At 57.3% G+C, this 21582-nt stretch carries 19 protein-coding genes and 1 pseudogene; 8 read left to right on the top strand and 12 right to left on the bottom strand.

Annotated elements, in window-relative coordinates:
• Positions 1–76: 76 nt before the first annotated feature.
• Entirely contained in the window at positions 77–1435 is a 1359-nt protein-coding gene (locus ACMXYH_RS14895) for a glutamine synthetase family protein (protein ID WP_415767545.1), read from the bottom strand.
• Positions 1436–1596: 161 nt separating this feature from the next.
• Here ACMXYH_RS14895 and ACMXYH_RS14900 point away from each other — a divergent pair, with 161 nt between their 5' ends.
• The gene (locus ACMXYH_RS14900) at positions 1597–2520 is read left to right on the top strand and encodes a helix-turn-helix domain-containing protein (RefSeq protein ID WP_415767546.1); all 924 of its coding nucleotides are present in this window, start codon (positions 1597–1599) and stop codon (positions 2518–2520) included.
• Positions 2521–2532: 12 nt separating this feature from the next.
• On the opposite strand, the gene ACMXYH_RS14905 is transcribed toward ACMXYH_RS14900, so the two are convergent.
• The 7 genes from ACMXYH_RS14905 to ACMXYH_RS14935 all read right to left on the bottom strand — a co-directional run bounded on the left by ACMXYH_RS14905 (position 2533) and on the right by ACMXYH_RS14935 (position 10565).
• Complete coding sequence (locus tag ACMXYH_RS14905; RefSeq protein WP_134421518.1) at positions 2533–3453, bottom strand: MurR/RpiR family transcriptional regulator; 921 nt, start codon at positions 3451–3453, stop codon at positions 2533–2535.
• A 325-nt stretch (positions 3454–3778) separates the two neighbouring features.
• Complete coding sequence (locus ACMXYH_RS14910) at positions 3779–4543, bottom strand: ABC transporter ATP-binding protein (protein ID WP_415767547.1); 765 nt, start codon at positions 4541–4543, stop codon at positions 3779–3781.
• 18 nt (positions 4544–4561) lie between these two features.
• The gene (locus tag ACMXYH_RS14915; RefSeq protein ID WP_415767548.1) at positions 4562–5674 is read right to left on the bottom strand and encodes a succinylglutamate desuccinylase/aspartoacylase family protein; all 1113 of its coding nucleotides are present in this window, start codon (positions 5672–5674) and stop codon (positions 4562–4564) included.
• Positions 5675–5683: 9 nt separating this feature from the next.
• A complete protein-coding gene (locus tag ACMXYH_RS14920) occupies positions 5684–6382 on the bottom strand; it encodes an ABC transporter permease (RefSeq protein WP_415767549.1) in 699 nt (232 codons plus the stop codon).
• 14 nt (positions 6383–6396) lie between these two features.
• Positions 6397–7086: an ABC transporter permease gene (locus tag ACMXYH_RS14925; RefSeq protein WP_415767550.1), complete on the bottom strand. Its 690-nt coding sequence runs from the start codon at positions 7084–7086 to the stop codon at positions 6397–6399.
• A 100-nt stretch (positions 7087–7186) separates the two neighbouring features.
• On the bottom strand, positions 7187–7963 hold the full coding sequence (locus ACMXYH_RS14930; protein WP_415767551.1) for an ABC transporter substrate-binding protein: 777 nt from the start codon (positions 7961–7963) through the stop codon (positions 7187–7189).
• Between the two features lie 214 nt (positions 7964–8177).
• Positions 8178–10565, bottom strand: coding sequence for a DUF3772 domain-containing protein (locus tag ACMXYH_RS14935; RefSeq protein ID WP_415767552.1), 2388 nt, complete (start codon positions 10563–10565; stop codon positions 8178–8180).
• Between the two features lie 227 nt (positions 10566–10792).
• Here ACMXYH_RS14935 and ACMXYH_RS14940 point away from each other — a divergent pair, with 227 nt between their 5' ends.
• On the top strand, positions 10793–11248 hold the full coding sequence (locus ACMXYH_RS14940) for a YMGG-like glycine zipper-containing protein (RefSeq protein WP_134421513.1): 456 nt from the start codon (positions 10793–10795) through the stop codon (positions 11246–11248).
• Here the strand turns inward: ACMXYH_RS14940 and ACMXYH_RS14945 are convergent.
• The 3 genes from ACMXYH_RS14945 to ACMXYH_RS14955 are packed head-to-tail and all read right to left on the bottom strand — an operon-like array spanning position 11233 to position 14955.
• A complete protein-coding gene (locus ACMXYH_RS14945; RefSeq protein ID WP_415767701.1) occupies positions 11233–12261 on the bottom strand; it encodes a DUF2955 domain-containing protein in 1029 nt (342 codons plus the stop codon). The genes ACMXYH_RS14940 and ACMXYH_RS14945 overlap by 16 nt on opposite strands.
• A gap of 4 nt (positions 12262–12265) precedes the next feature.
• Complete coding sequence (locus tag ACMXYH_RS14950; RefSeq protein ID WP_415767553.1) at positions 12266–13405, bottom strand: HlyD family secretion protein; 1140 nt, start codon at positions 13403–13405, stop codon at positions 12266–12268.
• Entirely contained in the window at positions 13402–14955 is a 1554-nt protein-coding gene (locus tag ACMXYH_RS14955) for an efflux transporter outer membrane subunit (protein ID WP_415767554.1), read from the bottom strand. Before ACMXYH_RS14955 ends, ACMXYH_RS14950 begins: the two co-directional genes overlap by 4 nt.
• Positions 14956–15074: 119 nt before the next feature.
• Here ACMXYH_RS14955 and ACMXYH_RS14960 point away from each other — a divergent pair, with 119 nt between their 5' ends.
• The 5 genes and pseudogenes from ACMXYH_RS14960 (at position 15075) to ACMXYH_RS14980 (ending at position 20001) form a co-directional block, all read left to right on the top strand.
• A complete protein-coding gene (locus tag ACMXYH_RS14960; RefSeq protein WP_129444011.1) occupies positions 15075–15599 on the top strand; it encodes a transporter suffix domain-containing protein in 525 nt (174 codons plus the stop codon).
• 164 nt (positions 15600–15763) lie between these two features.
• Positions 15764–16245: pseudogene (locus ACMXYH_RS14965) on the top strand (cupin domain-containing protein).
• Positions 16246–16459: 214 nt separating this feature from the next.
• A complete protein-coding gene (locus tag ACMXYH_RS14970) occupies positions 16460–18112 on the top strand; it encodes a hypothetical protein (protein WP_415767555.1) in 1653 nt (550 codons plus the stop codon).
• Positions 18088–19257, top strand: a complete 1170-nt coding sequence (locus ACMXYH_RS14975; RefSeq protein ID WP_415767556.1) for an AAA domain-containing protein — start codon at positions 18088–18090, stop codon at positions 19255–19257. The genes ACMXYH_RS14970 and ACMXYH_RS14975 overlap by 25 nt, the downstream gene beginning before the upstream one ends.
• Before the next feature lie 42 nt (positions 19258–19299).
• Positions 19300–20001: a DUF3320 domain-containing protein gene (locus ACMXYH_RS14980; protein ID WP_415767557.1), complete on the top strand. Its 702-nt coding sequence runs from the start codon at positions 19300–19302 to the stop codon at positions 19999–20001.
• A 119-nt stretch (positions 20002–20120) separates the two neighbouring features.
• Here the strand turns inward: ACMXYH_RS14980 and ACMXYH_RS14985 are convergent, their stop codons facing one another.
• The gene (locus ACMXYH_RS14985; protein ID WP_415767558.1) at positions 20121–20462 is read right to left on the bottom strand and encodes a hypothetical protein; all 342 of its coding nucleotides are present in this window, start codon (positions 20460–20462) and stop codon (positions 20121–20123) included.
• Positions 20463–20912: 450 nt separating this feature from the next.
• Here ACMXYH_RS14985 and ACMXYH_RS14990 point away from each other — a divergent pair, with 450 nt between their 5' ends.
• Positions 20913–21278, top strand: a complete 366-nt coding sequence (locus tag ACMXYH_RS14990) for a histone-like nucleoid-structuring protein, MvaT/MvaU family (protein ID WP_129444065.1) — start codon at positions 20913–20915, stop codon at positions 21276–21278.
• Positions 21279–21582 lie beyond the last annotated feature (304 nt).

Consider the following 21582-nt stretch of genomic DNA (forward strand, 5'->3'; position numbering starts at 1 on the left):
GGTTGACTGACAGGCCGCCATCGCGGGCAAGCCCGCTCCCACAGGGGATGTGTGATGCCATGGGGGAGCGAGGTTTCTAAACGCTGAGCAGCAGGAACTCACGCTCCCACGAGCTGATCACGCGCTTGAAGTTCTCATGTTCGGCGCGCTTGACCGCGACATATCCGCGGACGAATTTGCTGCCCAGATAACGCCCGACGGTTTCGCATTCTTCCATCTGCGTCAGAGCGTCTTCGATGGTGATCGGCAGGCGCAGATTACGGCGCTCATAGGCACGACCCTGGACCGCAGCACTCGGTTCGATGCGTTCGACCATCCCCAGATACCCACACAACAGGCTTGCTGCGATCGCCAGATAAGGGTTGGCGTCGGCACCCGGCAAACGGTTTTCCACGCGCATCGCGTCCGGCGTAGAGGTCGGCACACGCAGACCCACAGTACGGTTTTCTTCGCCCCATTCGACGTTCACCGGCGCCGAAGTGTCCGGCAGGAAGCGGCGGAACGAATTGACGTTCGGTGCAAACATCGGCAGCACTTTGGGGATGTACTTTTGCAGGCCGCCGATGTGGTGCAGGAACAGCTCGCTCATCTGCCCGTCGGCATCGGCAAAGATCGGCTGGCCGGTGGCGATGTCCACGACGCTCTGGTGGATATGCATGGCGCTGCCGGGTTCATCGCCAATCGGTTTGGCCATGAAGGTCGCGGTGACGTTGTGCTTGAGCGCCGCTTCGCGCAGGGTGCGTTTGAATACGGTGATCTGGTCGGCCAGATCCAGCGCGTCGCCGTGACGGAAGTTGATTTCCATCTGCGCCGGGCCGTCTTCGTGGATCAAGGTATCGAGGTCCAGGCCTTGAAGCTCGCACCAGTCGTACACGTCTTCAAACAGCGGATCGAATTCGTTGGCAGCGTCGATGGAAAACGACTGTCGACCACTTTCCGCACGGCCCGAACGACCCAGCGGTGCCTTGAGCGGCAAGTCCGGGTCTTCGCAGCGCTGGGTCAGGTAGAACTCCATTTCCGGCGCGACAATCGGCCGCCAGCCTTTGTCGGTGTACAGCTGCAGGACCTTTTTCAACACGTTGCGCGGCGACAGCTCGATCGGGTTGCCGAACTTGTCGAAGGTGTCGTGAATCACGATAGCGGTGGGCTCGATGGCCCATGGAATCACGTACACCGCGTCGGAAACGGGCTTGCACACCATGTCGATGTCGGCCGGGTCGAGCAGGTCGTAGTAGATGTCGTCGTCGACAAAGTCCCCGGTTACCGTTTGCAAAAGCACACTTTCCGGCAGGCGCATGCCTCGCTCATGCAGGAACTTGTTGGTGGGTGCAATTTTGCCGCGTGCGATGCCGGTCAAGTCGCTGACCACACACTCGACTTCGGTAATCTTGTGATCTTTCAGCCACGTGAGCAGCTGATCGAAAGGGACATTCATAAAGACCTCGTTATTGGTTTTATTAACGCCGGGGAGGCTGGTTTCATCCACCACACACTTCCCCTGTGGCGCGTTGACGACTATCTTGGGCGAGCCTTGACGTTCCATCTATCCACTTTCAGCAGCACCAAAACGCACCAAACGAGTGCGTAAGGTCACCCATGACAACGTGCAACCCCCTGCAAGTCCAAGCGTTCAACACCGCCGATGTAGCCGAGCAAATCCGCGCCACGCCGGGTTGGGTGCAGCATTACCAGCAAATGTCACCGGGGCATTTCGCCGGGCGCGTGCGCTACCTGGACCTGCACGGCGTGGAAATTTACGAGGAACAGATGAACACCCGGGTCGAGCAGAATTTCAGCGCGCCCGAAGGTGCGCTGGCGTTCTGTTTCGATCGAAGCGACAACGCGCTGTATGTGTTGAATGGCGAAAGCCGCAACATCTGGATCACCCCGGAGAACTACCAGGAAATCGCCGTGGTGTTCGGTCCGGCGTTCGTGCAGCGTCACGGTTTGAATGTGGCCAGGCTCGAAGGCCTGTTCATGGCGCCACTGAACTCGGAACAGAACGCGTTGTTCAGTCGCTGGCTCAGCGGGACGTTGACCCGATTGGCGCAGACGCTTGATCCGCCGAGTAAAGAGGCGTTGACCCAGCAGTTGCTGGAAGACTGCCTGTACATCCTCGACAACGCGTGTGTTTGCCTTGATCGCGGAGGTTTACAGCGCCGCGCCGAAGAGCGTGCAGTGATGAAACGCATCGGTGAATGGGCGGCTGATACCCCGGAAGACACCCTGAATCTGCTGGAACTTTCGCAGGTCGCCGGGGTTTCACTGCGTCAGTTGCAGCATGCGTTCAAGGCTTATACCGAGATGACCCCGACCCATTGGCTGCGCTTGCGCCGACTCAATAGCGCACGCCGCGAATTGCTCAGCCGCACAGCGATGGACACCACCGTTGCCGAAGTGGCAATGCATTGGTCGTTCTGGCATTTAGGGCGATTTTCCAGCAGCTATCGGGCGTTGTTCAACGAACTTCCCAGTCAGACGCTCGCCCGTAAACCCTGTGGCCCAACAGGTCGCGGGTAAGCCGGGGACACGTCAGCGCGGCTTTGTGGCTTTCGCCGATTTGCTGTTGCCCGGCATGTGCAGGTAAGCCATCACGCTTTCGGTCAGTTCGGTCGCCAGTTTGACGGCTTCCTTGTTGCGCGCCATGACGCCCGCCACCAAGCCTTCGATCAAGGCGAGCACCGCGATGTTGGAACTGGTCAATACCGGATGGTCAGCGGGAGCAAACAGCACATGTTCGGCAATGCTGGTGAGCGGCGAGGCGGGTGAATCGGTGATTGCCAGCACCGAGGCACCCCGCTCATTGGCGAAACGGGCGAGTTGCAGGGTGTCGAGGGAATAGCGCGGCAGGGAGATCGCCAGCAACACATCCTGATCGGTAATCGCGGCCAGACGGTAAGCAGCGTTTTCGTTGCCACCCTCCATGCTGATGGCGGTGGCGTCGGCGCAGAAGGGCATCAGGGTCGAGGCGGCGAGGCCGGCGAAGTAGACGCTGTTGCCAAAGCCCAGGATGTAGATTTTTCGCGCGGTGGTCAGGCGCGTGACGAAGGCTTCAAAGGTGTCTGCATGGTTGTTGGTCGCCGCCGTGGCGAGGTTGCTGCTGGCGCTTTGAATTTGCTCATGCAGGCCAAACGCGCCGCCAGGACGATGTGCCAGTTCGTTGCGCAGTTTGTCGACCGGCGACACCATTTGCTGCAATGTCGCGACCAGTTCGGCCTTCATGCCGGTATAGCCACCCAGGTTCAGGGCCTTGGCCAAACGGTTGACCGCCGCTGGCGAGGTGGACGTTTCGTGAGCCATCTCCTCGATGGTCAGCGTCGCGGCCCTCAGTGGGTGACGCAGAATAAAGTCCGCCACCTTGCGCAGTGACGGCTGCAAATCGCCAACGATCTCCGCCAGTTTGCGCATAACCGGTGCGGCATAGACCGTGGTGTTTTTCGATGGGGTCGGCATATCCGGCTCAACATTTCCTGAGGGTTAATAAGCTGGCGGGAGTGTATCCGAAGCCGACACCTCGGTGTGCAGCGGCTGCCAAGGGTCGGTGATCGGGCCGGTCGGGCAATGCCAATCAGTTAAGCCATTTCAGCCACAACGCATACTTTGTAGCAGCTGGCGAAGCCTGCGTTCGGCTGCGCAGCAGTCGTAAAACCTGACCGCGAGGTAGTCCTGAGGAACCGCATTACCTGATTTCACGACTGCTACGCAGCCGAACGCAGCCTTCGGCAGCTGCTACACGGAACGCGTTACGGCTTAACTGATTGGCATTAGGCCGGGCCGGTTATTTCAGGCTGCCGGCAAGAAACTGCTGGAGGCGTTCGGACTGCGGGTTGACCAGCACTTCGCGCGGGTCGCCACGTTCTTCGACCTGACCCTTGTGCAGGAACACCAGTTGATTGGAAACCTCGCGGGCAAAGCCCATTTCGTGGGTAACGACCACCATGGTGCGACCTTCGAGGGCGAGGTCCTGCATGACTTTCAGCACTTCGCCGACCAGTTCGGGGTCGAGTGCCGAGGTCGGCTCATCGAACAGCATCACTTCCGGCTCCATGGCCAGCGCCCGGGCAATCGCCACACGCTGCTGCTCGCCGCCCGACATATGGGCCGGCCAGGCGTCCATCCGGTGCGCAACGCCGACTTTGTTCAGGTAGTGCTCGGCCTTTTCCCGGGCTTCTTTCTTGCTGATGCCCAGCACATGCACCGGGGCTTCCATGACGTTTTCAAGGGCGCTCATGTGCGACCACAGGTTGAAGTGCTGAAACACCATCGACAGCCGCGAACGCATGCGTTGCAACTGCTTGGGTTCGGCGGCCTTGAGCCCGCCGAGTTTGTTGGTCACCAGTTTCAATTGTTCGCCATTGAGCACGATGTTGCCGGCGTTGGGCTGCTCCAGCAGGTTGATGCAGCGCAAGAAGGTGCTTTTGCCAGAGCCGCTGGAGCCGATGAGGCTGATCACGTCGCCGGCTTTCGCCTCCAGGGACACGCCCTTGAGCACGTGGTGGCTGCCGTAGCTTTTGTGTAGATCCTGAACTTCAAGTTTGTACATGGTTTTTATTCTCTGGAATCAGTCGCTGAGCAAGCGACCCTGGCGAATAAGGCGGGTGCCGGCGACTTTGGCCAGCCACAAACCGGGCTGGGCAAAGCGCAGGCGTTCTCGGGCATAGAGGATGCCGTCGGTGCTGGCGCGCACGATACTGTGGCGATCGGTCAGCGGATCCAGCACTTCGAACAACGGATCGCCCACCCTGACCCGGGCACCCAGCGGTTGCAGAAAACTCACCACCCCCGGATGCGGCGCATAGGCGTACTGCGCGCCGGCGAATGGCGTCGCTTCACAACAGGTCGGAGGCGCTGTTGGCCAGTCACCGCTGATCAGGCCTTGCTCGGCGAGATAGCCAAGAATGGCCTCGGCGCTATCGACACATTGCTCGCGTTCGGTGTCGGCCATGCCGCGCAACTCGATGGTGGTGGCCACACAGGCCAGCGGAATATCGGCTTCAGGAAAGCGCTCGGCCAACCGCAACCAAGGGATCGCACAGGCTTCATCGAAGGCACTGCCGCCCGCACCCTCGGCCAGCAGCGCCGCGCCGGCACCGAGTCGAGCGGCCAACGAACGCAATCGCGGCCAGTTTTGCGGCATGGCGTAAAGCAGCATGATCGACTCGAAATCGCAGTGCAGGTCCAACACCAGATCGGCGTCACAGGCATGTTGCAGCAACAGGCGGCGCAGGCCATCGAGTTCCGATGTCGGTGCCGACATGTCAGTAAGAACAACGCTCATGGCGCGGCGGATCAACGCAATGTTGGCGTCGGCATCGTCTCCCAGTTTTCCTTCCAGCAGCGCCGCCACGGCTTCGGTCAGCTCCGGGAAACCCCGATTGAAATTCTTCCCGCTGGAGAACTCAAAGCGTCCCTGATGGGTGGCCTGGAACATCTGGGCGATGCCAATCGGATTGGCCATCGGCACTAACTCGATCACTCCGTTCAGATGACCTTGTTCTTCCAGCACCCGCAGACGTCGTTTGAGTTCAACCGCCACGCGCATCCCCGGCAGCTCATCAGCGTGCAGGGACGCCTGAATGTAGGCCTTGCGCGGTCCGCTGCCAAAACGAAACAACGACAGTTTCCGTTCAGTGCCCGAGGCACTCCACGGCAACAGGTATTCAATGTGCTCCATAACAGCTCCTTAGTGCTTGCGCGGTGCCAGGTACGCCAGCCAGCGACGCTCGGCCAGCTTGAACAGGCGAACCAGGATGAAGGTCAGGGCCAGGTAGATCAGACCGGCAGTGATGAAGGCTTCGAACGGCAGATAGAACCGAGAACTGACCGTACGCGCGGCGCCGGTGATATCCACCAGCGTGACAATCGATGCCAGGCTGGTGGTTTGCAGCATCATCAGCACTTCGTTGCTGTACTGCGGCAGCGCCCGGCGCAAGGCCGACGGCAGCAGAATGCGGTGGTACAGGGTAAAGCGCGACATGCCCATGGCTTTGGCGGCTTCGATCTCGCCATGAGCCGTGGCCTTCAAACTGCCGGCCAGCAGTTCCGCGCTATAGGCACTGGTATTGATCGCAAAGGCCAGGCAGGCACAAAAGGTTGCGCTGGACAGGTACGGCCAGAGCGCGCTTTCACGTACCGCTGCGAACTGCGCCAGGCCGTAATAGATCAGGAACAGTTGCACCAGCATCGGCGTGCCGCGAATCACGTAGGTGTAGAGCCAAGCAGGGAAGTTGATCAGGGGCGATCGGGACACCCGCATCAATGCCAACGGAATCGCCAGCACCAGGCCGAAGGCCAGGGAAATCAGCAGGACTTTGAGGGTCAACAATGCGCCATTGAAATACAGCGGCAGGTTTTCCAAGATCAGGTTGTAGTCGAGAATCATGGGGTTGCTCCCAATCACAATTCGGCGGCTTTGATGCCGACCGAGTAGTGTTTTTCCAGATAGCGCAGCACCAGCAATGACACGCTGGTCAGCATCAGATAAAGCGCCGCCACCGCAAGGAAAAACGTGAACGGCTCATGGGTGGCGTCCGCGGCGTTCTTGGCTTTGAACATCATGTCCTGCAAGCCGATTACCGAGATCAGCGCGGTGGATTTGGTCAGCACCAACCAATTGTTGGTGAACCCGGGAATGGCGAAACGAATCATCTGCGGCACCAGAATCCGCCAGAACACTTGGCTGCCACTCATGCCATAGGCCAAGCCGGCCTCGGCCTGACCTTTAGGGATCGCCATAAACGCGCCGCGAAAGGTTTCTGACAGATAGGCGCCAAAAATGAAGCCCATGGTGCAGACGCCGGCGATAAAGGGGTTGATGTCGATATAGCGCGTGTAACCGAGCGCAAGGGCGATGCGGTTCACCAAGTCCTGGCCGCCGTAGAAGATCAGCAGGATCAACACCAGATCAGGAATACCGCGAATCAGGGTGGTGTACCCTTCGCCCAGCATCGCCAGCCATTTGAGCGGCGACAACCGAAAGGCTGCGCCGATCAGACCCAAAGCAATCGCCATGCTCATGGAGGTCAGGGCCAGGTTAATGGTCAGCCAGGCGCCATCGAGAATGCTCGATCCGTAGCCGTGAAGCATGATGAAGTTCCTCAAACGAGCGCCGCGAGGCGCGCGAGGCGCGCGAGACAAGCCCAAAGCGGCGCCCGCAAAGGGCGGCGCCGGGGTTTGGGGTAAAGGCTTATTCGCCGTAGATATCGAACGCGAAGTACTTGGCCATCACTTGCTGGTACTTGCCGTTGGCACGGATGGCGTCGATCGCTGTACTCAGACGTGCAACGTTCACGGTGTCGCCTTTTCGCACCGCGATCCCGGCCCCTCGGCCGAAATATTTCGGGTCGCTGATGTCCGGTCCCACCAGCGCGAAACCTTTGCCTGCCGGTGTTTTGATGAAGCTCTCATCGGTGTTGACGATGTCGGCGAGCGTGGCGTCCAGTCGACCCGACGCCAGATCGAGGTAGGCTTCATTTTGTGAGCCGTAGCGCACCACTTCGACGCCGGCTTTTTCAAGCTGCTCGGTAGCAAAACGGTCGTAGGTCGATGAGCGTTGCCCCCCGACCTTCTTGCCCTTGAGATCAACCAGCGGGTCGTTGATCACATTGCCGGCCTTCATCGCGAACTTGCCTGGTGTGTGGTAGTACTTTTTGCTGAAGTCGACCGACTTCATACGGTCTTCAGTGATCGACATCGACGACAGCACGGCATCGATCTTGCGCACTTTCAGCGACGGAATCATGCCGTCGAATTCCTGGATGACCCACTCGCATTTGACCTTCATTTCTTCGCACAGGGCGTTGCCGATGTCGTAATCGAAACCACTGACGTTGCCCTCCGGCGTCTTGAAAGAGAAGGGTGGGTAGGCGGCTTCGATACCGATACGCAGGCTGTCTTCGTCGGCGTGTGCCAGCAAGCTTGCGGCGCACAGTGCCAGAGCACCTAGAAGTTCTGTCTTGTTCATATTGTTGACTCCTTGGAGGGGCGTTGGGGTGGTACAGGCCATCCGATCTGGCACGGTGGATCAGTCCTGATGATTTTGCGTGGCTATAAATGACATGTTTTATTTCACAATGCAATGATGTGAAAATAAACGTGTCATTCAGTGACGCAAAAACTCACAACGATCCCGTGTAATCACGAGCATCTTCAGTCGCCAGGCAGGCTATTGATGGGCATTACGCGGGGGAAACAGGCTTGGCCAGTTCGATGCCGGCCGCACCCAATCGCTTCAGGATCTCAAAGAGCAGATCGCTCTTGGTCGTACTGACAATCCTTGGGCTGCTGACATAGCCGGTGATGGTTAGGGTGATGCCTTCAGGACTCAGATTGCTGAATCGGACAACGGGGGAGGGTTTGTCGAGGATGGTTTCATGTTCGCAATAGGTGGTGTACAGCAGGGTTTTGACTTGTTCGGGGTCGATATCCAGAGGGAACACCAGCTCGAGTGTGGCCACCCCTTGGGCGCTGCCGCCCATGGTCACATTGCGCAGGTTCTGGGAAATAAGCTGCGAGTTGGGCACGATCACGATCGAACGGTCACTGAGCTGTATCTCGGTGGCCCTGACATTGATCCGCCGGATATCGCCTTCGACCCCGCTGATGCTGATCAGGTCGCCGACCTTGACCGGACGCTCGGTGAGCAGGATTAACCCGGATACGAAGTTCTTGACGATCTCTTGCAGGCCGAAGCCGATCCCCACCGACAACGCACTGACGATCCAGGCCAGGTTCGTCCATTTGACGCCCAAAGAAGACAACGCCAGCAGAATGACCAGCGCGTACCCGATATTACTGAACAGGGTGCTCAGCGACGCCCCCATGCCGGGGTCCATATCGGTTTTCGGCAGGAATTCGTTATCCAGCCATCTGCGCAGCGATCGAATCAGGTAAATACCGATCAACAGTGCGAGGACCGCATTCAACAGATTGCCCGGAATGATGTTCAGCTTGCGCAAGCCATCGCCGCCGAGGATCGCTGAAACCCTGTCAGTCAGCTGTCCAAAGGTCGCTCCAACCCCCCCCACAAACGTTGTAATCGCGGCAATCAACAGTAAGGCCGCTCTGCCAATACCCGACACAACAACCTCGATTTGTTCAAGCCGTACGTCGCCGATACCCAGCAACTGTTTGATCGCCTTGCCGCTGGAGTGCTTGGGCGAAAACAGGTAATCACACAGGTCCCTGAACAACTGCGTCAGCAAATAGAAGCTGGCAAGAACGATATAGAGCCAGACAATTTCGTAAGTGATGAACCGGGCCAGGGAGATGTAACCGACCAGCAGGCCAAAAATCGAGATCAACATGGCGATACTGACGCCGGTATAAATCAGCCCCGCCAGCGTAGTACCTGACTCAGGGTGTTCCCCGGCAATGACCATCGCTCGGCGGGTTTTACTGACGCGTAGCAATAACGCACCCATTATCAAGATGACGACTAATGACACGACGCCCCGGCTGAAGAGAACCACCTGCGAACTCATGCCCGTCGCATTGGTGACTTGTACCAGTGAGATGAGTATCAACATTGAACCGGCCAGCAGCGCCGGAAAAGGGCTGATCGAAAGTGCGACTTCATCGGCGATGCCAGGTAACCGCCATGAGGGATTGCGTTTAGACAGCAGGGCCCGACTCAGACCGATAATCAGGGCGCAGGCGTAAGCGACTTTCTCGACATCGTCGAAGTAGCCTTGCAGTGGCTGCGGCAATGGTTGAAGGCGGGTAGCCGCCGCGGAGATGAGCTGTATTGCGAAACCTGCGCTCAGCATCGTGGCAACTACCGTCGCTATCGCCAATGAACTTCTGCGCAGGCGACCTTCCGGTACTCGATGAATGCAGATCCATGTCAAACCACGCTCAGCCAGTCTTCGCCCCGGCGTCCAGAAGGCCAGGGCCAGCAATAACAACGTGACGGTCACGGCACGCCGGCCGGGTTGCCAGACGGACTGAATGACACTGTTGGACTGGTCAATCAAAAACGTCAGACGGTTCTTATCCTCCGGCAGTGGAGAAAACAGCGGTAACCAGAAACGGGGGTTGAGGAGGCTGGCGGTTCGCTGGGCGAGTTCGGTTTCCAGTTGTGTGCGCCGAATGCTGGCGATCTGAGCGATGAGGTTAGTAGCGCCTTCTTTGATGGCCAGCAGTATGTTGAGATCGGCATCCACCTTGTCTTTTTGTTCGGTGAGATAGGACCTCTGTTTCACGAGATCGGACTTTTCGATGGCAACGCTGGTGGCGGATGCCATCCCGAGCACACTGAGTTGTGCTTGCAATTGCGCCTGCTCGGGAAGTAACACGGCCGCCAACTTGTCCGCATCACTGAAGAGCAACTGAACGTTGTCCTGAAAGCCTATCAACTGGGTGTAGTTACTGGTCAGTGACACCTGCTGTTTAAGGTTGTCCAGCCTTAATTGCAGTGCTTCCAGATCGCTTTTTGACACCGTAGCGGTAGCGCTGGCCGCACCGTTGCTTGACGTGTTGGGTAGTTCATCCGCCGACAGCTCGCCGATGTTCGCCCCCATCAGCGCGAACACAACGAATATGAGTAATTTCAATGCAGGACGCATAGACATGCCTCCAGCGGCTTTAGCCATTCAGGTTAGGTCATGGCGTGTGCAGGCGCGAAAAATAGTTCCGCACGCCGGCCACGAATAGGGAAGGGGGGCGGGTGAGAAGGGGGGATCTACAATCATTTATGCTGAACCACGCTCAGGCACACGAGGTGTGACGTATTGAGCGGTCTGTCTACCGACCCAGTGTGCTTGCAGAGTGCCGGGCCCTGTCGGAGGTCATTATGAAAAGGTTGTCATCCATTAGCCTGTGCATCGCACTGTCGGTTTCCTGGACCCAAGGGTGGGCGGAAACGGTCGTGCCGATGAAAGGGCAGAGTTCGCAACAAACCCAAACGGACATTACCGAATGCCACAACATCGCGGCCAGTCAGAGCGCCTCGACTGCACCGCCTCCTTCCGGTGGAAGGCTGAAGGGGGCCGCCGTGGGCGCTGCGGCAGGGGCTGCGGGGGCGCAGGTGCGGGGACGTCAGCATGACGAGTTTTATGATCGCGTCGATGATGACGTTAAGCAGGACTATCGCCAGAATCGCGCCAAGGAAACCGCCGCGGCAGGCGCGGTCGTCGGAGGCTCGCGTCAGCGTCAGGAACGCCGGGCGCAAGAGAAAACCAGTGCTTCGACCAGTTCTACCGCCTATACCAGCTGCTTGCAGGGTAAGGGGTATCAGGTTAACCCTTGAACGTCATTTTGCCGCCGTTGATCAAGCAGATGAACCATCAGGCAGGCATACAGCGTCACGAGGATGAACAAGCCCATGCGGATGGCGAACGCTGTGTAAACGTCCTTGCCTGCTGCGCTGTCCTGTACTGACTGACCCAACAGAATGATCAGCGTGATCAGGGTATTGAGCCAAAACCCCGGGGTAAACCGCGTCGGGCTCAGGGCATACAGCTTGCGCGCCAGCACCAGGCCGAACAGCAGCATCCACAGAAAGAACATCCACAGATGCACAAACAGACTGAGGGCACTCCAGAAGAGGATCGCCAACAGGCCTGCGAGCAAGGTTGAGCCGAGCAGCTCGCGACCGGCGTTGCGGGCATTCGTCGCGGAGCTTTGCTGTCCCAAGCCGACGGCCTTCAGGATGATCGGCAGATAACCGGCCGGGTCGATCAGCGCCAGCAGGAATGCCGGTAACACGATCAGGGTTGCACGCAGCGCAATCCGACTGACTTCTTCTGCCGGCAGGAGTGGGGCAGCCGGCGGGGAAGGGGCATTGGGTGGATCCGGGAATATCCCATGACTGAACGCCACGACGACAACGGCGAGTAGCAAACCCTTGACCAGTGCGCCGATGACCATCGCCGCCAGATCGAATTCGGCGATACCGGCCGAGGAAATCATGGTCAGGCCAATCACCAGGAAGGTCATGATCAAGGTGTTGCCGCCCCGCAGGCCAAAGCGGAACGCCAGGAACAGACCGACGCTGATCAACAGCACGCCGCTGACGGGGTAATAACGCAGGACCGGGATCAATAGCAGGCCGATGCCGGTGGTCAACATGGCGGCCAGCGCGAGAACCAGTCCGGCCTTGAACGGCAGCGGGCGATTGACCGAGGCCAGCAACAGCAGGCAAAGCACCGGCGCCATAAAAGGAATCGGCAAGCCCAGGCCGAAACTGGCGGTGAGGCTCAACGCCGTGCCGGTGGCCAGGCGCAGTGCGCGTTGATCCCGCGGCGTGCGCCGAGTAGACATGCCCTTAATAGGCATAGCTCAGCCAGCTCATGAACCCCACAAACACGCGGCCGAGTGGGTTCAGCGGATTGCCTTCGATGGGGAAGGCCATGACTTCGGCCTGCCCACCGGCACGGATCCCCCGACTGTCACGCAACGTGTTCAACGAGTCTGGCGAAAACTCGATAATGACCGGGAAACGCTGGGCCGGACGCAACCAATCGCGGCTGTTCTGCACGCTGGGCAAGGTGCCAGGCGCGGGTGTCTGCCCCACGCTGACGCCGTAACCGACGCTGCGCACGCGCCCCTCGAAGACCTCGCCCGGCAGAGCATCCAGAACAATCGAAACCGGGGTGTGGAGCTTCACCAGACCGAGGTTGTTCTCGGTCATGTCCGCACTGATCCACACATCGTGAATGGCGATCAGGGTCATGACGGGGCTGCCGGCAGCAGCGAATTGCCCTGCGTCAGTACGCAGATCCGTAATCAGCCCGGCCGAGCGAGCGCGAATCTGCGTGTTGGACAGATCCAGTTCAGCTTTGGACAACGCCGTGGCGGCACTGCGCAGCAAAGCGTTGTCTTCCTCGCTGCCACCTTCCTGTTCACGCGCGCGCTGCACTTCGGCGCGGGCAGCGGCGACCTGACTCACAGCCTGTTCGCGGTTGGCGCGAGACACTTCGAGCAGACGTACGGAAATGGTGCCGGGGTCTTCGCGATACAAACCTTCAAGACGCTGATTGTCCTGGCGCGCCTTGAGTTCATTGGCCTGGGCGGCCCGCAAGTTGGCTTGCGCCGAGGCAATGCCGGCGGTGCTCGCACCGATCTGTCGGCGGGTCGATTCAAGGTCGGCGCGCGCGCGGTCGACGGCAATCTGGTACGGCTGCGGGTCCACCTCGAAAAGGATTTCGCCGGCCTTGACGTCCTGGTTGTTGCGCACGTTCACCCGGGTCACGCGGCCTGCCACTTCCGAGGCGACCGGAATCACAAAGGCACCCACCCGGGCCTGTTGTGTGTAGGGGGTGAAACGATCCGCCAACAGGTACCAGGCCAGGCTCAAGAGGATCAGTAGCAGCACCCATTTGATGCCTTTTTTTGCCGGGTCGGCCGCCGGTGCTGGCGCCTGGGTGACAGGTGTCTCGGGCGTGGGCTGGGCGGCTTCACTCATTGGTCTTTTACCTTGTAAGACATTGGAATGGCAGGCTGTGCAGTGGCGGGTTCTTCCAGCAGATCGCCCCAGTCGGTACGGTTTTCCATTTGCTGGCGGGTGGTTGGATCAACTTTCGGCTGGGCGCTGTACCAGCCACCGCCCACGGCTTTGTACAACGCAATGACATTACTGACGGCATTGCTGCGTGCGACCAGATAATTGTCCTGTTGTTCGAGCAAGGCACGTTGCGCATCCAGCACCCGCTGGAAGTCCGAATAACCTTCGCGATATTGCGCGCTGGCCAGCACCAGCGAACGCTTGGCCGCCACCTCGGCCTCACCCAGAATGCGTTCGCGCTCCAGGGATTTGATCAGGCCATAGGCCGCATCGTCTGCCTCGCGTGCCGCCTGGCGAACCTTGTCCCGGTAAGCCTCGATCAACTGCTGCAACCGCGCATCCTGCACGCGCACGTTGTTGCTGATCTGGCCGTGATCAAACAGATTCCAGCGCAGACTGGGGCCGCCGATCAAATCCAGATTCCGGGGCGTGCCACTGAGCGTGTCGGTGGACCAGACGATGCTGCCCAGTAAGGTCAGCGACGGATAGAAATCGCTCTCGGCCACACCGATCAGCGCTGACTGGGCGGCGACATTAAGCTCGGCGGCGCGCACATCAGGCCGACGCAGGAGCAGGTTGGCCGGTACATCTTGCAACACGGCACGGTCGACCAGCGGGATCAATCCCACGTTATCGAGCAGTTGCGGCAGTGGGCCGGGTGGCTGACCAATCAACACCGCCAACGCATTGCGGGTCCTTTGCAACTGGTCTTCGAAGTTGGGGATGGTGCTCAACGTGCCCAGGTATTGTGTCCTGGCTTGTTGCAGGTCGAGTTCGGCGGTTTGGCCGCTATTAAACAGCTTCTCGGTGATCTCGAAGTTGCGCTTTTGCTGTTTGGCGTTTTCCCGGGCGACGCGTAAACGGGCTTCGGTGGTGCGCAGCGAAAAATAGGTATCGGCCACTTGCGCGCGCAGCAGGACGAGCACGTCTTCATAGTTGGCCTGAGCGGCGAAGTAGCTGGCATCGGATGACTCGATGGCGCGACTGAAGCGGCCCCAGAAGTCCAGTTCCCAACCTACATCGAACCCCGCGCTGTGTTGCCAGAAATGGCTGTCTTGCGGGTTGGTTCCGCCGGATTGTCTGCGGTTAAAGTAAAGACTGTCGACACTGGCTTGCTGCAGTTGCGGGTAAAGACCACTTTGAGCAATGCCGAGTTGGGCGCGGGCTTCCATGACGCGCAGGCCGGCGATTTTGAGGCTGGAGTTGCGTGCATCCGACTCGGCAATCAAATGATTGAGGACCGGATCGGCAAAGACTTGCCACCACTGACGGATGTCCGGATTAAGGCTGCGTTGGCTGGATTGCTCGAGGGCAGGGGTGCTCCAGTGTTTGACCCATTCTTCGCCGGGCGGCTGGAAATCCGGCCCAAGCCGTACGCAACCACTGAGGCCGAATACTCCAAGCAACACGAACCGGCCAGGCCAATTCAGCAGGGTTGTACCTGGATGCATTACGCATTTCCCGACCAACAAAGATCACTGGAGCATAGCCGTCCAAATGGGCACACGGCTGCTACGCTTTTTTAAGCGCCATCAAATCTACTGTGATCCGCTAGAAAGGTACGACGATTATGAATAACACCCCGGGTGTTGTTGAACCCCATTCAGCCGGTTGGCGCTTTAAGTTGGGAATAGTCATTATCTGCTTGATGCTGGGTTCCTGGCTGTTGGTGCCACTCGCAGCGGCAGCCGATGTGCCGGGGTCAAAGATCGCTGCACTGACCGGCGTGCTGTTCATCAGCAACAAAATCCTGCTGATTCTCGCCATTGCCATCATGGGCAAGTCCGGATTCCAACAGTTAAAGCGCAGCCTGTTCGGTTATGTGTCCTCACTTGCACCCAGCACGGAGGTCGAAGTGGGCCCATTACGTCATAGAGTTGGCATCGTGATGTTTTTTGTGCCGCTGATTTCCTCCTTTCTTGAACCCTACATCGACAGCATTTGGCCGGGGCTCAGACCCAACCTCTGGCAAGTTCAAGCGCTGGGTGACCTCATGCTGATCGGTAGCTTTTTTGTATTGGGGGGGAATTTTTGGGAGAAAGTGCGCGCCTTGTTTATTCGCACCGCTCGTGTCGCAAACACAAGTGCAGCGTAAATAACAATAGTGGACGAGGGTAGTGAGTACTCGTGTGCTCAAGCTCTAATGGCTAGCTCTACTAAAGAGCCATTTATCATAGTTATTATTAATCATATGCGTAGCTATAATAGAGTTAGCGCATTAATTGCGCGCTATTTCAAAGGCTGGAGGGCTCAATCAACATGCCTACCAACACCTTTGATAAACACATTCCCAGCGCTGAGGCTGTAGTTGCAGCACTGAACCTGGAACCCCACATGGAAGGCGGTTTCTACCGCAGAACCTTTCAAACCGATCACCACGCGATGGTTGAGACCGCTGGGGGCCGGCGCTACCTGATGACATCCATTTACTACTTGCTGACCAAGGATTCGTCGACAGGTCATTTCCATCTGAACCAATCGGACATCGTGCATTACTACCATCTGGGAGATGCGATTCAGTACAGCCTGATTTTTCCGGACGACACATTAAAAACGGTTGGTTGCATGTACCGGGTGGTGTCTGGAAAGCTTCGCCGCTTACAAATGGATTGGCGGGATACGGCCTGATCAGCGAAGCGGTTACACCAGGGTTTGATTTTGCAGATATGGAATTGGGCAGTCAGCAAAAGCTTATCGAGCAATTTCCCGAACATTCGCAGCTGTTTGAGAAGCTGATGTGACCCTCCTTTAAAAATGACTATTTCCTCTAGGCCCCTGAAACCGGGTCATCCAGCGATCTTCACTTTTCACCGGTATGGCCTGTCACGACGGTTAACGCTGCAGAGAAAGGCTTCAACCTTTTGGCGAGACGCAGGGCTTTGCTTTCGCAGCTCAGCTCAGCCCAGCCCAGCCTGGCCGGTGCAGACGTTTGAGACACTGAGCCAAGCAATAGAAATGCTCGACGGTATCGCGGAACTCAAACAAGAGCTCTCCGTGACTTATACCGACATCATCGAAACACTTGATGTACGCGAATTAGTCGCAGATTGGCAAAGCGCAGAGCAGTCGTTCTGGCCCAAGTCACTGATGGGGACGCGCAAAGCCACAAAGACTCTCTCAACAGCCGACTCCGGTGATGCAGAACCCGATGTGGCGAAAGATCTACTTGTCTGGATTCAGATCCGTGACCTGCGCGAGAAGCTCGACACAATGGAGTTGGGTGAACACTGCACGCAAATCTGGGACGGCTCACTGTCGGTTGTGCAGAATCTTAAGGCTGTCATTCAATTGCGCCAGGCAACGCTGTGCGTGACTGCGGACGAGCCTTGGACGGATATCGGATTTGATTTAGTCGCTGAAGGTCATTGTGGCGAGCAGTTGAAATCAGACCTCGTCCATATGCGTTCTATTGTCCTGCTTGACCAGGAGTTGGCTCCCTATTTGCTCCTGGGCGACCTCACAGAAGGATTATGGTCTGGGCTTGACACCGACGCGGAACCGCTGTTCGCTGCAATTGCTTTTCAAACCTCGCGTCGTCCAGTGGTCGACCAGGGTGGGCTCGAGGGTGATCATGATCCAGTAGCAGTCGGACGATGCGGCGAGACCATGCAGTCGGATTTGGCCGTGCTTCAGCAGCGACATCTCGTTGAAAAAGCCCTATTGGAATTCGATGATCTGAGTGCGGTTAGCTCTGGATTGTGGGTGGGTCTTAAAACCAAAGTAGACAAGGTCACGGAAGCGGTAGCGTTCCAAGGCAAGCTAGCATCTGCACTCGCTCAGCTCGGTACGACACCCGAACTTGTATCTGCGTATCGCAGTGCAATACAGGTGCTGCTCGGCGACGCGAATGCACTGCTTGAACCCGAGGGCATAGCTTGCCAATCAGGTGCTGAATTGCGTGAGTGCTTTGAGTTACTCCGTCAGCGTGTGGATGTTCTAGCGACAGCGGGGCGTTTTACAGAATCGGGGCAAGCGAACATCCAGCTGTTTACGCTGGATGCGCTACTGCAGCATTGCGAGTCCATGGTTCGATCTGAGCCCGGTGTTCGTGCCTGGTGTGCATGGCGCAAGGTGCGTGAAGAGGCGGTTGGTGCGGGGCTCTCGAATCTGGTTCAGGCTATGGAAGGCAACCTTGTTAGAGCCGGTGAAGTCCGCCATTCATTTGAAACCAACTACGCGCGGTGGTGGCTGAACGCGGTCGTAGACAACGAACCTGTCATTCGTGGTTTTGTGAGTGTTGAACATGAGCAGCGAATTCGGGATTTCAGAGCCTTGGACGATCGCTTCACTGCATTGACCCGTGATTGGCTACGGGCACGTCTTTGTGCGGATCTTCCTAATCCGGAGAGCGTGACTCGTTCCTCGGAGTGGGGTGTACTCAGGTACGAGATGGGTAAGAAAACTCGTCATTTGCCGCTTCGCCAGTTGATGTCCAAGATTCCAGATGCGTTGACGAAACTGACGCCGTGCATGCTGATGAGCCCGCTGTCCATCGCCCAATACCTCACACCTGGCGCGAGTGCATTTGACTCGTCATTTTCGACGAAGCCTCGCAAATCCCCGTGTGGGATGCAGTTGGGGCCATGGCGCGTGGTAAACAAGTTGTGATGGTCGGTGACCCCAAACAGCTACCTCCAACGTCATTCTTTGATCGCGCAGAATCGACGGCGGATGATGAAGATGTTGAGGCCGATCTTGAGAGCATTCTGGATGAGTGCATCAGCGCGAACCTTCCGGTTCGTCACTTGAATTGGCACTACCGCAGTCGCCATGAAAGTTTGATTGCCTTCTCGAACCAGCGTTACTACGAGTCCAAGCTTGTGACGTTTCCATCCCCCGTGACGAATGACCGTGCCGTTAAACTGCACGAGATCGCGGGTGTCTACTCCAAGGGTGGTTCGAGAACAAACCTGATTGAAGCACGTGCTATCGTCGCTGATGTAGTTGGTCGTCTGCGCTCACCAGGTTTCCGAGAAAGCAAGCTGACCATTGGTGTGGTGACGTTCAACGGTGAGCAGCAGAAACTCATCGAGGATTTGTTGGACGAAGCTCGTCGTAACGAACCTTCGCTTGAAGCGTACTTTGCCGATACCGAACTTGAGCCTCTGTTTGTTAAGAACCTTGAGAGTGTTCAAGGGGATGAGCGAGACATCATCTACTTCTCGATTACTTACGGCCGCGATGCAGCGGGTACTCTGGCCATGAATTTTGGCCCTATCAATCGCCCTGGCGGCGAGCGTCGATTGAACGTAGCAATTACAAGAGCTCGGCACGAGCTGTGCGTCTTCGCTAGTTTGCAACCTGAGCAAATAGATCTCACGAGAACACAGTCGATTGGCGTACGTGACCTGAAGCACTTCCTTGAATTTGCCCAGCGCGGGCCTCGAGCGCTCGCTGAAGCAGTCACTGGCAGTGTCGGCGGCTTTGACAGTCCTTTCGAAGAAGCGGTCGTCGCGGCGCTCACAAGCCGAGGATGGCAGGTGCATACTCAAGTCGGTGTTTCCGCATTCAGGATCGATTTGGGCGTGGTCGATCCTGATGCACCTGGTCGCTACCTGGCGGGTGTGGAGTGTGACGGGGCGACCTACCATCGCAGCGCTACGGCGCGGGATAGAGACAAGCTGCGTGAGCACGTATTGCGTGGGCTTGGCTGGGAGATTCTGCGTATCTGGTCAACTGACTGGTGGATTAACGCCGTTGGCACCGCTGATCTTATCCATGAACGTCTGACCGCTTTGCTTGTGTTGAGTTGAGCTCAACGCGCCGAGCATGAAGCCCGGGAAGAGGCCGCCCGCTTGCAGGCCGAAACTGCAGTAGTGGAGGTCATCGAGTTGATCGAGGAGGTCACAGGTTCAATCACTGAGCCGCTGACAATCGAGAGTGCTAATGACGAGGCAGATGCCCCTCAGAGCCAGCAATACGCAGCAGTTGCTTTGGCACCTCAGCCTGTGAGCAGCCCCCAATCGCATTATTTTCCGGCGGCGGTTGTTTATTACCGAGAATCCGATCCTGCTTCGAATGTCCAAGGGGTGGATCCGGAAGCTTTTTTTGATGCGAGTTACTCCGGCGTTTTAAGCGCACTCATCGAGCATGTGATCAGCGAAGAAGGGCCTATTCTCGATGTAATACTTGCTCGGCGAATTGCCAGGGCTCATGGTTGGGTGCGTACGGGTTCGAAGATTCGAGAAAGAGTGTCGGCGATGGCGCAGAGCACTCATCGTATGACGATTGATGATGTCGGGGAGTTCTACTGGCCGAGCCAGATAACTGATGCATCTGCCGTTGTCTGTCGGCGTCCAGAAGATGAGGCGAGTGTCCGACCGGTTGATGAAATCTGTGGCGATGAGCTGGCATCACTCGCTCGGGAGCTTCGTGCCAAAGGCAAAGCAGGGGAGGCATTACTGCACGCCATGGCCAGAGAGCTGGGACTTCAGAAACTGACCGCGTCCAGCCGACTGAGGCTCGAAAAAGCGAGCCGAGTAGAGCAGGAAAAATAGACTCGTTGTAAGCCCAGGGTTAATACAATGGTGTTGACTCTGGGGCCTCTCAATCGAGCGGGTATCCATAAACATAAATGCTCTGAGGTGCCGCGCTTCTGCTGTTCGTTTTCCCCAGCTCATTTTTCCTCTGGTGTTCTGGAGTTTGCGGCACTCAATGAGAGATACCAGTCGGCATAGGGTGTATTGGCGACCTGACATGTATTGAAGTCAGGGCTACCGTCGTCCCACCAAACCGGCCCGCGCTCCCCGAGCGCCACCTTAGTTGTTTGGACGCTCGCCCTGGCCAACTTTAGCTGCCCAGGATCGCCGGAGGCTTTCGCTGCCTTTACCTCACGTCGCGCTTCCATGAGTTCGTCGACAAGACGCTGTCGCACATCTTCATTTAACGATGGGTTGGTGCAACGCCACAGCTGTCCTTTGACCACAAAGTAGCGACCGTCAGGAGTCGTCGGATACATGTCTGAAACTCCTCTGAGTACCGTGGTTTAGCTCGGACTGAACCGCTAGCGGCGTCACCAGAATGGGTTTCAGCTGGGGTAGGCTATACAAGGCCGACAAACGACAGGATGACTAGGACGATCACCACTGCCCCAACGATGTAGATGATATTGTTCATGAAAACTACCTCTTTATCTGAACGGGATTTCGACACCAAGGTGTCTAATACAAACGACACCACCGCTGACAATTCCGTTCCGCAAATCAGAGTCAGATGCGGCGCCATCACACCAATGTTCTGTTGCGATATTACGAACCTTCGCTCGTCGCCAAATGTCTATTAATGGACGTTTGCTCAAGTGCGAATCCTGCAACGGAGACGACTTAATGAGTAAAGTAAACGCACCTCGCTTCATGCAAATTGGAGTTTTTGGTGTAACGTTAGAATAACAATCACGGAGAGATTTCCCATGTCCAAGCTCGCAGAGTTCCGTCAGCTCGAAAAACACCTAGCTGAACAGCTTCAAGCACTCGAAGCCCTCAAAGGTGACGCGGGCTTGAAGGCTGAAATCGAATTCGAAACAAAGCTCCGAGCCTTATTGGCGAAGTACGGCTTCAGCTTAAAAGACATTGTCAACCTACTTGATCCAAAGGCAGGTCGTCGCGCACCCACTGCTGAGTCGAAGAGCAGCACTCGCAAGCCTCGCCAGGTGAAGGTTTACAAGAATCCTGAGTCCGGCGAAGTCGTAGAAACAAAAGGCGGCAATCACAAAACACTGAAGGAATGGAAAACTCAGTATGGCTCCGACACCGTAGAGTCTTGGCTGGCCAAGTAAGTTGATTTGAGTACAAAAGGGCCCTTCGAGGGCCTTTTTGTTGGCGGACTTTCATTGCTTCAAATCAGCGACTTGACGCGTTATCTGTTGCATGAGGTAGCAGAGCTCGTGTCAAGCGTTCTTCAGCGGGTTGAGTTCTCAGAGAGTCTCCGTGTCTCCAGGAGGACGAGGCCACACGTAATGAGGTAATAAGCTCTCGGAGACCTGGAGGCATTCGTCTGCGCCCCCGGGTAATAGATTTGGAAAGCAGGTTCGATAATCGTGTAGATCATTGAGAGCTAACCGGTGCGGCACGACGCATCCC

Origin of the sequence: Pseudomonas frigoris (assembly GCF_047758635.1) — a bacterium.
Taxonomy (GTDB): domain Bacteria; phylum Pseudomonadota; class Gammaproteobacteria; order Pseudomonadales; family Pseudomonadaceae; genus Aquipseudomonas; species Aquipseudomonas frigoris.